The sequence below is a fragment of the Salinimonas sediminis genome (assembly GCF_003429285.1).
Lineage (GTDB): Bacteria > Pseudomonadota > Gammaproteobacteria > Enterobacterales > Alteromonadaceae > Alteromonas > Alteromonas indica.
Map to the genome: position 1 here is coordinate 1,255,941 of NZ_CP031769.1, position 15,812 is coordinate 1,271,752.

The window sequence follows — 15,812 nt, forward strand, 5'->3', positions numbered from 1 at the left end:
CGGAGTTAATACAGGTCAGACCACTTACGTGGCTAAAGATTCAGGTACATTATGGCGACTAAACAACAAGTAACTACACGCACCGGCGACCGCATTGCGATCGTCGCAGGGCTAAGAACGCCGTTTGCAAAGATGGCAACGTATTTTCACGGCGTCCCGGCAGTTGATTTGGGCAAAATGGTGGTTAACGAGTTATTAATTCGTAACGGCGTTACCCCCGATATGGTAGAGCAGGTGGTGTACGGGCAGGTCGTACAAATGCCGGAGGCACCAAACATCGCGCGCGAAATTGTATTGGGTACCGGCATGAGTGTGCATACCGATGCCTATAGTGTGTCACGAGCCTGTGCTACCAGCTTTCAGTCGACGGTGAATATTGCCGAAAGCATGATGGCTGGCAATATAGAAGTGGGTGTAGCGGGCGGTGCCGACTCCACCTCAGTATCACCTATCGGGGTGTCAAAAAACCTTGCGCGCGCATTGGTTGATTTACAAAAAACCAAAACCTTAGGTCAAAAACTGGGTGTACTAAGAAGATTGTCGTTTAAAGATCTTATGCCGGTACCGCCTGCGGTAGCTGAATATTCCACCGGCTTATCGATGGGACAAACCGCAGAGCAAATGGCGAAATCACACCATATTGCCCGCGCTGATCAAGACAAATTAGCCCATCGTTCGCATTCTTTGGCGGCCCAGAGTTGGGAAGCCGGTAAGCTAGATAACGAAGTGATGACCGCATATGCCGAACCCTATAAAGGCGCGCTGAGCCGTGACAATAACGTAAGGTTTGATTCTACCCTGGAAGGGTACGCGAAGTTGCGGCCGGTGTTTGACAAAAAGTATGGCTCGGTAACGGCGGCGAATGCCACCCCACTAACAGATGGCGCTTCGGCGGTGCTGATGATGACGGAAAGCCGGGCCAAGGCCTTGGGTTACACGCCTTTAGGCTATATTAAAAGCTACGCGTTTTCTGCCATCGATGTATGGGAAGACATGCTGATGGGGCCCTCTTACGCGACCCCTGTAGCGTTGGATCGTGCGGGTATGACACTTAACGATTTGACGTTAATTGAAATGCACGAAGCGTTTGCAGCGCAAACCCTGGCGAATATAAAAATGTTTGCCAGTGATAAGTTTGCACGCGAGAAGTTGGGACGCGACAAAGCGACCGGCGAAATTGATATGGATAAATTCAATGTCATGGGGAGCTCTATTGCATATGGCCACCCCTTTGCCGCAACAGGTACCCGAATGATTACTCAGATGCTTAACGAATTGAACCGCCGTGGCGGTGGTACGGGGCTGGTAACAGCATGTGCAGCCGGAGGCCTTGGCGCAGCAATGATTGTGGAGACCGAATAATGACAGATAATACACCAATTGCAGAGCCCGCTGTGCCCGCCGCAGACAGCGCCTTCACGCTTGAGAAAAAAGACAATGGCGTTGCGGTGCTGACCATGGATGTTCCCGGCGAGTCAATGAACACGCTTAAAGCGGAATTTGGTGCGCAAATTAATGCCATGCTGGACGAAATTGATGCGGATAAAAGCATTAAAGGCGTGGTGCTGGTCAGTGGTAAAGCAAAATCGTTTGTTGCCGGGGCGGATATTTCCATGCTGGCTGCCTGCAAAACCGTCGAAGATGCGCAGCGTCTGGCTACCGGCGGGCAAGACGTATTTAATCGTATAGAAAAAATGCGAGCAACCTTCGTCGCGGCTATTCACGGGCCAGCCTTAGGCGGCGGTTTAGAGTTGGCGTTGGCATGCCACTATCGCCTATGTACTGACGATAATGCCACGCAAGTAGGCTTGCCAGAGGTTCAGCTTGGTCTGTTACCCGGGAGTGGGGGGACTCAGCGATTACCCCGCCTGATCGGTATTCAGCAAGCCATGAAAATGATGTTGACCGGCGCGCCGGCCCGCGCAAAACAAGCTAAAAAATATGGCATAGTAGATGACGTGGTGCCAGCGAGTGTACTGCTTGAGGTAGCTGAAAAATTTGCGCTCAAGCGAAAGCCTGAACGCGCCGCGCCGCAAAAAGGCCTGATGAACAAATTGCTGGAACAAAACAGCATGGGCCGCGGCATGGTGTTCAAAAAAGGGCGTGAACAAACCTTTTCCAAAACCAAAGGTAATTACCCGGCTCCGGGTAAAATTATCGATGTTATTGAAACGGGTATGAATGAAGGGATGGCAGCGGGGCTACGGGCTGAGGCCAAAGCTTTTGGTGAACTGGTGATGACCCCGGAATCCTTCCAGCTGCGCCAAATATTTTTCGCTACCACGCAAATGAAAAAAGAACATGGTGTGGAAGGTGTAGCCCCGCGCAAGGTTAACAAAGCCGGTGTGTTAGGTGGCGGTTTAATGGGCGGCGGCATCGCTTTTGTTACTGCCACTAAGGCGGGCGTGCCGGTACGGATTAAAGATATCCAGCCTGAAGGCATAGCTCATGCAATGAAGTACAGTTACGACCTGCTGAATAAGAAGGTGAAAAAGCGCCATATTCGTAAAACCGAGATGCAAAAGCAAATGTCGTTACTTACGGGCACGCTGGACTATCGAGGTTATCAAGATGCTGACATTGTTATCGAGGCGGTATTTGAAGATGTAGAGCTTAAGCAAAAGATGGTGGCAGATGTTGAAGCTCATTGTCACAACCAGACTATTTTTGCGTCTAATACATCATCTATCCCCATTGGAGATATTGCCGCAAAGGCGGTCCGTAGTGAAAATGTTATTGGTCTGCACTATTTCTCTCCGGTCGATAAAATGCCGCTGGCAGAAGTTATTGCCCATGAGCAGACTAGCGACGAAACAATCTCTACCACCGTTGAATTTGCTCGTAAGCAAGGCAAAACCCCGATAGTGGTAAAAGATGGTGCTGGTTTCTATGTAAATCGGATTCTGGCCCCGTATATGAATGAAGCGGCTAATTTACTGTTAGCCGGGGAGCCTGTAGAGCATATCGATAAAGCGTTGGTGAAGTTCGGTTTCCCTGTGGGGCCGATTAAATTGCTTGATGAAGTGGGCATTGACGTAGGGACTAAAATTATCCCTATATTAGTCGATGCTTTCGGCGAACGTTTTACCGCTCCTGCGGCATTCGACAAAGTCCTGGCAGATGGCCGTAAAGGTAAGAAAAACCAAAAAGGGTTTTACCTTTACGAAGGGAAAAAGCCAGGTAAAGAAGTTGATGAGAGCATTTATCGCTTGCTTGACGTAACCCCATCATCCAGTCGTAGCGAAAAAGAAGTTGCTGAACGCTGTGTACTTATGATGCTTAATGAAGCAGCGCGGTGTTTGGATGAAGGCGTTATCCGTAATGCCCGCGATGGCGATATTGGCGCTATATTTGGTATTGGTTTTCCACCCTTTCATGGCGGCCCCTTTCGGTACATGGATGCCGTGGGTATTGACAGTATTGTGGAAAAGCTTAATCGGTACGCAGAAAAAGTATCCGATAAGTTTAGCCCATGCCCGCTATTGGTACAGATGCAACAGGATAACAAAACGTTTTACTGAGCCTCACGAGGTGTTTAACCTGCAAGCATACCGTTTACGGGCTTAAATGCATAAGGTGACGCTATTGGTTACGGGTGGCAATCCAAGCCCTGTAGCGTAACTAACATTTGTTCCAGAGCGACCGGCTGATACTGTATCAGCCGGTTTTTTTGTCTTAAAAATCTACATAGAAGAAGGCCTAACGCCGAATACTGGCGGTGGAGGCTAAAAAACATACTGGCTAAATGTGCTGTAAATCTGTACAATATGCGCCGGTTATCTAGGCTAGTGGGGCCTGTAATAACCTTTTGGTAAAACTAACAGCACCGGAAAATAGTGCAATTTTAAAGGGGTACATATAGTGTTTATGTCTTTGTGGCCCGTTGGCCTTGCAGTGCTTGCGTTACTTTTTGGTGGGTATTTTTATATCGAAGCTGCTAAAGCTGGAATGAAGTGTAAGCCGTGGGGAGTGGCCGGTTGTGTGTTTGGCCCAATGTTATTCCCCTTGTTTACAATCCATCGGTATATCCTGATGAAGCGCGATGCCGGGTACAAGAATATCTGGTTGGCGGCGTAAGGTGGCTGAAGAGGCGCAATGCCTCTTCAGTAGCAATTTTTACGTTTTAACGAACTATGCCGCAACGGCAAGAACTAGGCTTATAACCTTTCAGCTCTGAAGTGGTTTCAATTTTCTTTTCTAGTGGACGTACGCTTTCCTGAGTATCTGCGGTAACCGGAGCGCTGGTCGATAGTACTAGTGCAACTGCATATGCTTTCAACATTTTTCTTTTCCTTGAGCTAATAAGTTACTATTTTATTTTTATGAACAAACAAACCGTCAGCCATGCTGTCCGGCATAGAATAGTAATAGCGAGGAATGTGCCAACTTTTTAATTACAGAAAAAGCATTATATTTCAGCAATTTATTTGTCCCCGTCAAATATTTGACCAAAAATAATACAAAAAGCGTTGAATTTATTAATCCTAAAGTATGAGTGTTGGTTTCTTGACAATTACTGGTTCGTCGGCTTAATTCGCCTAGCACGGGGTATACAGCAAGCTAGCCTGGAAGCAAAAGGTGGCTAGAGGAGACTAGCGAGGACCGGCTGTAATTGATCTAAAAAGCGCCATCAACATTAAATCATCGCCAACAGAAGCGCTCCCCAATGCCACGGGGTACCTTGAACTTTTGTTCTGGTGGGGCGCTGGCTGTCAGCATGTTGGGCTGAGGCTCCTGGAATTATGTAGCGAGGCGGATGGCTGTAAATAGCCAATATTAGCGAACGGGGGAGGGGGCAATAGTAACCATGCTATTATCTCAAGGCAGCTTTACGAAATTACGTAAAAAGGGCAGTTAGGCGCTATGGGCAGGGAAGAGGCCTGGTATTATGAATTGCTATGGCTAATAAGGTTATGCAGTTTCTGGTTTTCTCTTAATAACTGTTCAAAACGCTCTGCGTTAATCGGTTTACTGTATAAAAAACCTTGCAGCATTTCACACTCATAACGCCGTAAAATAGTCAGTTGGCTTTCTTCCTCAACCCCTTCAGCGACCACTTTAAGGCCAAGGTTATGCGCTATATTGATGATAGCAGCCGCCATATGGCGATCGACACTGCTTTTCGCTATGTCATCAATAAAGGCTTTGTCTATTTTTAATGTGTTAAGGGGAAAGCGTTTCAGATAGGCAAGCGAAGAGTACCCTGTACCAAAATCGTCTAGCGCCAGATGAATGCCTTTTTCACGTAAGCGCTCCATCATTCTCAGGCCTTCTTCGGGATTTTCCATCAAGGTGCCTTCGGTTATTTCACATTCCAAATGCAACGGCGATAAGCCGATTTCACTGAGTATGCGAATGATCCGGTCATCCAGGTCTGGCAGTTCGAATTGTTTCGCTGAGATATTAACGGCTACCCGGCCGCTAAAAATACCTTCGCTTACCCATCGCTTAGTATCGCTAAGCGCCTTACGCAATACTTGTTCGCCAATTTCAATGATCTGGCCTGTTTGCTCGGCTAAGGGGATAAACTGTCCGGGGCTCACTATGCCTTTATTGGGATGTTCAAAGCGCACCAGGGCTTCCATGCTAACCAGGCGTCCAGTATTTATATCAACCTTAGGCTGATAAAACACACTGAATAAATCATCTTTGATGCCCTGGCGAATCAGGTTCTCGATTTGCAATTGACGTACCGCGTTCTGGTTCATTTCGCCACTGAAGAACTTATAGCTGTTGCCGCCATTATTTTTAGCGAAATACATAGCCGTATCTGCGTTTTTGAGCATTTCCTGAGGGGTATTACCGTCCTCCGGATAAAAAGCAATACCGATACTGGCGCCTAATACAAACTCTTGCTTATTAATAATAAACGGCCGCGACAACGTATCCAGAAGCCCCTGGGCATAGTGCGTTATCGTGTGTATATCTGATTTATCTTCTAACAACACACTAAATTCATCGCCTCCGAGACGATAGCAGGTGGCGGTTTTACCAATGGTCCGTTGAATACGTTTTGCAATTTGCTTTATCAATACATCACCGGTTTGATGCCCTAACGAATCGTTGATTTTTTTAAAGTTATCCATATCCAAGCAGAGTAGGGCGTGGTCACCCCCACGGCGCACCAGGTTTTGGTGGCTGGCCTGGAAAAATGAACGGTTGGGTAAGTCGGTCAGAGGATCAGTATTAGCCAGCTTAAGCAACTCTTTTTCCGTGCTTTTACGCGAAGTAATATCTGAAAAAACACCTACGAAATGGCTTATTCGGCCGTCTTCATTATGTACCGCATCGATATTCAACTCCATTTCAAACTTCTCGCCATTTACCCGCGCCGATTCCACCTCGCCAAACCAATTGCCCTTTGCTCTTAGGGTTTTTTTGATTTCTTCGGTAAACGGTTCGGGGTATTGGTGAAAGTACAAATACGACGCCAAAGCCTGATCGCGAGTTTCACCGGTATACTTACAATATGCGTTATTAACTGAAATGAACTTAAAGTTGGTATTAGAAATAAATACACCTTCTGAGATATTCTCAATAGAGCGTTTAAACAGATTAAGTTGCTCTTCGGCTTCTTTCAGGTGGTGTATATTTTTAAGCGTGCCTGTCATACGAATGGGTTGAGCATTGTGATCCCGCGATACCACTTTGCCGCGATCTAAAATCCAAATCCATTGGTTGCTAAAGGTTTTCGCTCTATAGGTAAGTTCATAGTATTCGGTATGCCCCTCAAGATGCGCCTTAAGCGCTTCTTGCACCCTTAGCAGGTCATTGGGATGAATGTTTGCATCATAGGCCGTAGAGGTGCGGATATTATCCTGAGGGAAGTCGAGTGTTCCCCAGGTATTTGAGCGAAATACCTGACCGCGATAAACATCCCAGTCCCATAACTCATCACCGCTACTCCATAGGGTTAATTTAAGACGCTCTTCAGATTCCTGAATAGCAAGTTGGTTTTGTTTGCGTAGTTGATATTGTCTTACGATAAACAGCAATAACCCGCTTAATATAGCGGCGTAAAAAACCAACGCAGCGGTATGTAACCATGGCGGTCTGCCAATGCTGATTTTCATTGTCGCTGCCGGTGACCACTGAGAGCCGGCCTCACGTGCCTGTACCTGAAACTCGTATTGGCCGAATGGGATATTATTGAACTGCGCAGTGCGAGATCCTTCTGTTTCCAGCCAGTTTTCATCGTAGCCTAAAAATCGATAACGGTATTCTACCAATTCAGGGTACTTAGGATTCGCCAGTAAAAAGGGCACACTAAAGCGTGATTCATCATACTGCAGCATAATGCCGTTGTTGTTTTCAGCTCTTAGTAGTTTCTGGCCGTCTTCTGACAAACTATTAGGGGAGTAACCAAACACTTTGGTAGGTAGAATTATTGGTGCGCGGGTAGTGGTTTCTCGAACCGCTGCCTCTTCAATCACAGCAGGGTTTATACGGTTAAAGCCTTCGTTGCCGGCAAATAATAGATTGCCGTTAGCCGTTCTTAAAGAAGCTCCCTCATTGAAGCTATTAAAACCAATTTGTTCAAGACTAAAAGAATCAACCTGGCTGAAATTAGATAAATCTATCCCGTAGATAGTATTACTAGTGGCAACCCATAACACATTTTCGAAGTTTTCGGCAGCCATCGCCATATTTTTATTTAATTCAATTTCGTGGTCTTTTTTTATCTCAAATGAGTTTTTATCCACTTGAAAAATTAAGTTTGTACTGGTAATGAACCAATATGAATTTCGCCATTTGAATATCGCAAGCGTCTTTGCATTCCCCGTCCATTGCGAGTCTATTTTATGGACAACTCTATCACTATATTTATCGTAAATAATTAATCCAGACTCTACCGAAATCCACAGCCTGTTCTTATCATCTACAAATTTTGGTATGAAAAATTCGGAGTTCGCATCTACTTTATGGGTGGATGTGATAGATTTTTTATCTGCTTGCGTAAGGTTCTCGGTGAAAGCATTTATATCTATGCTAATTAATTCATTATTTTCAATGGTAAATAGCAAGCTATCGTTGCTAAGAAACAAAGTATCTATAAAGTGACCTTTATAAAAAGTGTCTATGAATTTAAATTGTATACCGTTCTTTTTATAGACTTGGACACCGTCGGAAGTTGCTATCCAAAAGTAACCATTATTATCAATTTCCAAGTCCCAAAAGGTTTCTTCATGATCGGTAAGGTAATAATTCATGATCCCAGAATCAAAGCTGAATCTGCCGATACCTTCACTTTGAGTGGCAAACCAGATATTTTGCTCTTTATCTTCGGCAAGTGCCCATATTGAATTACCATCAGTTTTTTCTTGATATGGCTTCTTACTGGAATAGACTCTGGTTAAGCTATCTTCTTTGTTATATTTGTATAGGCCTTGATAACTTCCAATCCATACATTACCCGTCGAATCTTTAAAGCCTGACAAAAGATAACGCTGATTAAGACCGGTTAGATATGCGTTTTCAGGTGAAACGGAAAGTAACTCTTCTTCTCTGTAATTGTATATATATAATCCCGTATCGGTACCAAGCCATATATCGCCATTCACTTCAATACCATAAAATACATGAGGGGCGGCAAGACCTTTTTCCCGTTTTTGAGTATATAGTTCAGTGTATTGGCCATTTGCATTGATTGAATAGTAACCTTGGTCGGTCGCCATTCTATATTTACCATCAATAACTGAAATTTGGTTTATTCTTCGGGCAGTTATATTGATTGACCAGGGATTAGCTTCTCGGGCTGAATAAATCTTCTTATCTATTTTATCGTAAAAATAGAGGCCGGCTCCTTGGGTGCCAATCCATAATCTGTTCTTTTCATCAAATAAAGAAATGATACTTTTTGTGATTTTCTTTGAGATTAAATACGGCTTAATCGACTCTTTATTTTCTGAAGTAATATACAGATCGGTGCCAGCAGCTAATAACAAATTATTATCTTCGACCTCTATTACTGCATTGATTATCTTATTATCAGATTGCAGTTTTTCTGTCTGGATAGTTTTGAATGAGTCCGTTTTGGGTTCATACCGCGCGAGACTGGTATTTATCCCAACCCATAATTGCCCTTGAGAATCAGTGAATAAGGCGTGAATAGAGCCAGCAGGGAGCGAACCTTCTGCATCAGAGGGGGTGTACTGTTTAATATCGTAGCCGGAATAGCGGTTGAGGCCAGTCAGGGTGGCTATCCAAATATAGCCATCTTTGTCTTCCGCTATATCCAGCACCGTTAAGTCAGACAAACCATCGCGTAGGGTTAATTCTTTAAAATAGATGTCAGTGATCGATACCGCATAGCTATGGGGGGAAATTAAGCTACCGCACAGTAATATCAGACACACTAGTAAGCGAGCGATGGTCGAGCGCACCAAAAAAACACCTTTACTTGGCTTTAATAGCCTTATCATTATTAGTTAATGTTATTTATCGGCAACTATCCTGCAAACCGAAGTACCAATATGCCCAAATCGCGCATCCTCTACAAGAGATTTTTGTGAGATTACAAAGACTAGCATAAAGTTTGTACAGTTGGGGAAACCCCTGCTGCATTAAAAGCAGGGGGTTAAGTTTTTAAAGGTGGCTATATCGTCAACGCGTTGACCTTTTGAACAGTCTAATTCATCAAATTTTCCCGCCGCAAATAATACCAATTCACCAAACAGGGTTCGCTCAGCTATCTGATTTGCATATGTTTTTATTTCATTAAAAGACAAACCACGGACACATTCCGCGAGCTGCTTATTGCGATTAAATTCGTAATCAGCTGTTCCCAGGCTAATCCACAACCGTTGGGATTTCATGGATAAAGACAGGTCTCGCTCTTCAAGTTGCTTCAACAGGTTGTGTTGGATGGTTTCCCAATACGCGCGGTAAAAATCCACTTCCTGCATTTGCTCAAACAAAAAGCCGGTAATTTCGCTTAAGATATGATCAGGTGAGTGATTCGGGCTTTGAATATAAAACGACATACCCGGGTGCTGATTATGGGGAACGTAACCCGTTCCAACCACATAGCCAAGTTGCTTTTGGGTGCGTAGCGTATTAAAAAAGGGTGCCGATAATATCTGTTCCAGCACCAGACACATTACGGTATCCATTAAGCTACTGCTGGGCGCTTGCAAATATAGCACAACAGCACAGTCTTCATGTTCGCTTGGCACTTTATGGTACAAGGTAGTGCCGGCTGGCAGGCGTGAGACCTGGCGTGACAGCGGGCTACCAGAGGCATTAGGGTTAGCATGGGCCACGTCATCAGCAAACGCCGTGGCTTCAGCTGCCGTCCAGTTACCGTGTACAAAGCTCTCAAGATAATATTTATCTAACGCCTGTTGCGACACCATCAGCATATGCTCATAGCTGCATTTTTCTACCGCTTTGATCAAATCAATCGGCGCCTGGGTACTGCGCTGAATTAGCACACTCATTCGGGAAAACAAACGATTGGTAGGTTTGTTCAATAGCGAGTTCTGTAAGCTCTGGAGTTGCATGGCCTTGCGCAGTTCAAATTGCTCACGGCTAGGTTGCTCGGTATGCAACGCGCTTAACAATTGTGCTGCCAGTTTCATCTGTTGATTAGTAAACCCACGGGTGTGCAGGCTAAAACCAGCCTGGTGACCATACAAGCGGTAATGCAGCCCCGCTATTTCGGCGCGATAGTACTTTGCCTGCAAGGCATCGTTTAAGCAGGCCAACCAAATACGTTTGGCTGCAACAGCTTCCAGATTTTGGGTAAAGGCTTCAGCGTCAAATGAAAAATAAATATCACCTTTCGGGCTGTTAAACTGATGATCCTGAGCAAACCAACACGCCAGGCCATCCTGATGTTTGATTTTCTGGGGCAAGGCATAATCAGCTTCCTGTGCTACTAACTGATAATCGGTGCCGAGATAAGGATTGGGCGGGGGTAAATATAGGGCGCTATGTCGTTGCGGCTTATACAACGCAGCCTTTACGGTGTCAGGTAAGGGGTCGATGCCATAACAGGCATCATAGTGTTTACACTGCCGGTCAGTAGGCAAGCCCTGGGCGATAGTTTTAACCCGAATATTATCCGGGTTAAACAAGCTAAGCGCCTGTTCTAGCGTAGCTCTGTCGAAGCTGTCAGGTTCGCTACGTAACATTTTTATTTCATCGAAGGTAAATACAAACATATGCTGGGCATAATCACATGCCAGGGGCATCAGTTTTGGATTTTCCTCGTGCTGATAGGCCAGGCTATGGAGCTTGGCTTTTTCCTGGTAGCGCCACGGCTCATCCAGCGACTCACCAATAAGGCGCACATAGTCAAATAACGCTTCCAGTATTTCCAGGCGGTGATTAAGGCCATCTCCGGTAAGCTGAAAACTTACATTAAAGTCCTTATAGTCATCGCCTTCAATACCACTGCCGGCAATCAGATTCGTCACCCAGTTACGACCTTTTAAATAAGCCAGCAAAGAACCTTCACCCTCATCGCCTAACAGATGGCTGATGTAATCTAGCGGCTTTACTTTGAAGTCGTTATGCAGTGCCGGCAAGGGGAAAGTAACAATCATCCGGCGGGCAGACTGTAATGGCACAATGCTAATCTGAATACCTTTATGTTGATCCAGATAAAGCGGTGGCCAATTATCAGGAGCCGGTTTACCCGCCGGTACTGAACCAAAGGTATGGGCTATCAATTCTCGTAACGGTTCAAACGGCAGCGCCGAAAAAATACACAATGCCATATTGCTGGCGCAATAATACTGTTCGTGGTGTTGCTTAAGCGCTGCTTGCAAATCACTTAAAGGCATTTGCTCAAAGATACTGGCGTTACCCACGGAAAACTTGCTAAAGGGATGCTCGGGGTTACAGGTTTCTTTATGAATTTGATACAACCGCCGCAAGTCATCCTTGCGTTTAAACTGAAACTCAGCCTCTATCGACTGTATTTCTTTGCTAAGTGCTTCAACATTTAATAAGGGGGTTTGCAACATATCGGCAAACGCTGGAAGTAATGCCGGCAGGGCCACGTTGTGGCAATGAAAATGATAATTCGCGTATTCAGTTCCGGTCCAGGCGTTGATTGCGCCACCGTGGCGTTCGATAAGGTCATTGATGCTATTGGGTTGAGGTAATTGTTCACTACCTAAAAACAAACCATGCTCAAGTAAGTGGGCGAGCCCCTCACAGGATTTTGGGTCATAGAAGTGACCGGCTTTCACTGCCATCGAGACATAACTGGTTGAAGCGTCCTCAATAGGACAGTGCATGATCTTCAAACCATTTGGCAGGGTGAAAAAATGTGATTGAGCGAAGTTAAGTGTTGTCAAAATGCCCTCTGGTGATTGGAATTAACTGCATTTTATCTAAGGAATCGTCCCGCCTACTTATTCCCTGAATTAAACATTAGTATGAGTTACCAAAGAATTCGAACATTATCTCTAGGCTATAAATTACGGTTCTGCTATCGTTAAAGGGCAGTACTTCATCTTATTAGTAATGTTATGTCACGTCAAAGTAGCGATTCCATTTTACTATTCATCATGCGCCACGGAGAGGCAGAAGCCTTACGGCGGGACGATAAGTCGCGCAATCTCACGTCCTTTGGGTGTGCGCAAGCTGTGTCCACGTCTAAATGGCTGGTCAAATATACGCCTGCGCAGCAGATTGATTTGGCGCTGGTTTCTCCCTATCAACGTACCCGTCAGACATTTGATATGATGACAGTCGATAATAAGTTCAGTGACATGGAAGTTTGTGACGATATTGTACCTGATGGAGATGTGCATATAGCCCATGATTATATTGACGCTATTTTATCGCAAAGCCGGTACAAGGGGCTCGATAGCTTGCTGTTGGTTAGCCATATGCCCTTCGTGAGTTATTTTACTGATGAAGTCTGTCGCTCTCACCGTTCAGCATTGTTCGCTACCGGCTCGGTGGCCGTTATCCGGTACAATGTAAGGCGTCACCAAGGCGAATTAATAGAGCATTATCAGGGCCAGTGAGTGGTGCATGCGCCATAATCCAAATGGATATAGCCACCCGCGTCAACATATCAGCCCACCTTACCTAGCTACGATGTCCAGTAACAACCTCATGGCTTTTTGGTCAATTCTACTTTAGAAAACCCCATCGCGACCGATATAGAGAACAAGTGAGAGGCAGGCGGGAATATTTATGTAGTGGCATAGGTATTGTCGTTGAGGATGGGCAATGGGACATGACAACCAAATCAATCCCCGAGTTATTACAGCGATCGCTGGAAAGCCACATGGCTGAATCAGACTTGCGTGATGATGAGGAATTAAGACAGCTGCTAGGCAAACTAACTAATCTGTCAGAAAAAGTCGCCGCGGCAAAAGCACAGGCACTGGCGCGACGTAGTGCGGCTAAACTGAAATAATATAGCGCGCCAGCGTAGGGTACATCCTAGCGGCGAATTATCCGGGGCGGCCTCTTGCTGGTGCCCGGCAAAGCACAGTTAACCAACGATAGAATACCCAGCGTATAGCAGCGTATAGTTGTTTGAGGTAATGGTTTAAACCACCCCTGTGACAACCGTTCGAGTAAATCCGATATCCAACGAACTTGCTGCTATCAAATGGCTAACTGGCGATTTATTCTGATGAATTAACCTGCTGGGCTACAAAATAATCCGGCATAATGCGCACAGTTTTAATCATGTTTTCGCTAATATCGACAATTTCAATGGGGTAACCCGCCAGGCGAACGCTGACCCGGTGTTCAGGTATTTCTTCCAGATATTCCAAAATTAAACCATTAAGTGTTTTCGGCCCCTCGGTTGGCAGGTTCCAATCCATTTCTTTGTTCAGGTCGCGAATGTTCGCGCTGCCATCAACCAATACACTGCCATCCTGCTGCAAATGAGCTTCTTTGCTATGGTCTGGTACCATACTAGTAGTGAAGTCGCCGATTATTTCCTCAAGAATATCTTCCAGAGTTACCAGCCCCATAATATCGCCATATTCATCCACCACCAGCGCGATACGCTCTTTTTCGGTTTGAAACTTATACATAAGCGTGTGTAGCGGGGTGGACTCTGGCGTGTAGTAAATTTCGCGTACGGCGCGTAACAAACTGCTCTTAGTGAACTGATCTTTAGACAATAAGCGTAGGGCGTCCCGCACATGTACAAAGCCTACCGCGTCATCCACACTGTCGCGGTAAAGGAGTACCCGGGTATGCTGTGAACTGGTTAACTGTTTCTGTATTTTTTTCCAGTCGTCATTGATGTCAATAGCAAAAATTTCTGCTCGCGGCACCATGATGTCTTCGGCGGTCACGCTTTCCAAATCAAGTATGCTCACCAGCATGTCCTGGTGCTTTTTAGGAATCATAGCGCCAGCTTCATATACCACAGTGCGTAACTCCTCACGGCTGAGTGAGTCATCACTACCACTGGTAGGATTGATCCTTAGCAAATACAAAATACCATTGGTAATACTGTTTATCAGCGCCACAAACGGGTACATCACCGTTAGCATGGGCAGCAGAATAACCGAACTGGGAAAAGCAATTTTTTCGGGGTATAACGCCGCCAGTGTTTTCGGTGTTACTTCGGCAAAAATAAGCAGTATAAGGGTTAGGCCGAAGGTGGTGGCAAAGAAACCCCAGTAATCACCAAATAAGCGCGTGCAAATAATGGTGGCAATGGAAGACGCCGCTATATTTACCAGGTTGTTGCCTATCAGAATCAAACCGATAAGTCGATCCGGCCGGTCCAGCAGTTTCTGTACGCGTTTGGCTGAAGTATTGCCTTGATTATGCAGGTGTTTAAGCCGATATCGGTTAATCGACATCATGCCGGTTTCAGAACTGGAAAAGTACGCAGAGAATAAAATGAGCACCGCCAGAATAATAAACAGCGTGCTGGTTGAGATGTCGTCCAACTATTGGTTTCCTATGCCTTGGTGACTTTTAATGTAGTAGCTGGCAGCTATACCGGTGGCTGATTATTGCTAGCACTGTGTTCTGCCAGAAGCAATGAACTATAGCAATACCTCACGCACAAACCGGCTGCCAAAATAGGCGAGGGTCAGTAGAACAATCCCTATTACATTCATAACAATTAATTGGCGGCTGCGCCAGCCTCTGAGCTTTTGGCCTGCCAAGATAAAAATATACAGGATTAGCGCCAGGATAGATAACACTGTTTTGTGTGCATACAGGCGGTTGAACATATCCTCAAGGAAAATAAACCCGCTAAGCAACGAGATAACCAATAACGCGGTGCCAATTTGTAACAGGCGGAACATCATACCCTCTACCAGGGTTAGTGGCGGAAGTGCGGAGTGCAGTAATGAGGCGCCTTTTTGTTTCAGCCTGAACGTAATATAGGATACTTGCAGTGCATACAGGAAGGCTATAGCCAGGGTGCCGTAAGCAAACAGCGACAATGTAATATGTATAACCAGCCCGGGATGCAACTCAATGTGCATTATATGAGCCACCGGAATCAACGTTGACGCCAGTACTGTCAATGCCGAAAACACAAACACTACCGGCAGCATAATCCGGTTGGGCAGCACACTTACCGATACCAGCATAGCGGCAGTGATCAGCCAGGCAACTAACGACAGTACATTGGTGATACTCATATTCTGGCCTGGCGCCAGCATAATGGTATTAATCAGAAACGCCAGATGAGCTACCCCCGCCAGGCTGGCAAAAACAATCGGCGACACCGGACGCTGATGTTCCTGGTGATGGATAAAGTGACGCAACAGCAAAATAGCAGCCAGCGTATAGAACAAGACAGCCATAGAGGCGAAAAGCGAGGTCATTAAAAGTCCTGTAGTACCTGCAAGAGG

At 45.5% G+C, this 15,812-nt stretch carries 9 protein-coding genes; 5 read left to right on the forward strand and 4 right to left on the reverse strand.

The annotated features are described in order from the left end of the window. The first annotated feature begins 51 nt into the window (after positions 1–51). The 3 genes from fadI (at position 52) to D0Y50_RS05665 (ending at position 4,077) form a co-directional block, all read left to right on the forward strand. A complete protein-coding gene (fadI, locus tag D0Y50_RS05655; protein WP_108566525.1) occupies positions 52–1,362 on the forward strand; it encodes an acetyl-CoA C-acyltransferase FadI in 1,311 nt (436 codons plus the stop codon). Further along, positions 1,362–3,521, forward strand: coding sequence for a fatty acid oxidation complex subunit alpha FadJ (gene fadJ, locus D0Y50_RS05660; protein WP_108566526.1), 2,160 nt, complete (start codon positions 1,362–1,364; stop codon positions 3,519–3,521). Before fadI ends, fadJ begins: the two co-directional genes overlap by 1 nt. A gap of 346 nt (positions 3,522–3,867) precedes the next feature. Then, entirely contained in the window at positions 3,868–4,077 is a 210-nt protein-coding gene (locus D0Y50_RS05665; protein WP_117315902.1) for a hypothetical protein, read from the forward strand. 809 nt (positions 4,078–4,886) lie between these two features. On the opposite strand, the gene D0Y50_RS05670 is transcribed toward D0Y50_RS05665, so the two are convergent. Then, complete coding sequence (locus D0Y50_RS05670) at positions 4,887–9,383, reverse strand: EAL domain-containing protein (protein ID WP_232366464.1); 4,497 nt, start codon at positions 9,381–9,383, stop codon at positions 4,887–4,889. 180 nt (positions 9,384–9,563) lie between these two features. Further along, positions 9,564–12,308 (reverse strand): insulinase family protein, encoded by a 2,745-nt coding sequence (locus D0Y50_RS05675; protein WP_232366465.1) that lies wholly within the window; start codon positions 12,306–12,308, stop codon positions 9,564–9,566. A 174-nt stretch (positions 12,309–12,482) separates the two neighbouring features. On the opposite strand from D0Y50_RS05675, the gene sixA reads away from it, so the two are divergent. Further along, positions 12,483–12,986 (forward strand): phosphohistidine phosphatase SixA, encoded by a 504-nt coding sequence (sixA, locus tag D0Y50_RS05680; RefSeq protein WP_108566530.1) that lies wholly within the window; start codon positions 12,483–12,485, stop codon positions 12,984–12,986. 215 nt (positions 12,987–13,201) lie between these two features. Beyond that, entirely contained in the window at positions 13,202–13,384 is a 183-nt protein-coding gene (locus D0Y50_RS05685; RefSeq protein ID WP_108566531.1) for a hypothetical protein, read from the forward strand. A gap of 214 nt (positions 13,385–13,598) precedes the next feature. Here D0Y50_RS05685 and D0Y50_RS05690 read toward each other — a convergent pair whose 3' ends face one another. Together D0Y50_RS05690 and D0Y50_RS05695 are read right to left on the reverse strand one after the other, a co-directional pair. Further along, positions 13,599–14,891: an HlyC/CorC family transporter gene (locus D0Y50_RS05690; RefSeq protein WP_108566532.1), complete on the reverse strand. Its 1,293-nt coding sequence runs from the start codon at positions 14,889–14,891 to the stop codon at positions 13,599–13,601. 99 nt (positions 14,892–14,990) lie between these two features. Beyond that, positions 14,991–15,785 carry a cytochrome C assembly family protein gene (locus tag D0Y50_RS05695; RefSeq protein WP_117315907.1) on the reverse strand — a complete coding sequence of 265 codons (795 nt, stop codon included), beginning with the start codon at positions 15,783–15,785 and terminating at the stop codon, positions 14,991–14,993. Between the last annotated feature and the right edge of the window lie 27 nt (positions 15,786–15,812).

Bases quoted from the DNA above. Each gene is read 5' to 3' on its own strand.
- fadI (WP_108566525.1), top strand. From the start codon at position 52: ATGGCGACTAAACAACAAGTAACTACACGCACCGGCGACCGCATTGCG.
- fadJ (WP_108566526.1), top strand. From the start codon at position 1,362: ATGACAGATAATACACCAATTGCAGAGCCCGCTGTGCCCGCCGCAGAC.
- D0Y50_RS05665 (WP_117315902.1), top strand. From the start codon at position 3,868: ATGTCTTTGTGGCCCGTTGGCCTTGCAGTGCTTGCGTTACTTTTTGGT.
- sixA (WP_108566530.1), top strand. From the start codon at position 12,483: ATGTCACGTCAAAGTAGCGATTCCATTTTACTATTCATCATGCGCCAC.
- D0Y50_RS05685 (WP_108566531.1), top strand. From the start codon at position 13,202: ATGACAACCAAATCAATCCCCGAGTTATTACAGCGATCGCTGGAAAGC.
- D0Y50_RS05695 (WP_117315907.1), bottom strand. From the start codon at position 15,785: ATGACCTCGCTTTTCGCCTCTATGGCTGTCTTGTTCTATACGCTGGCT.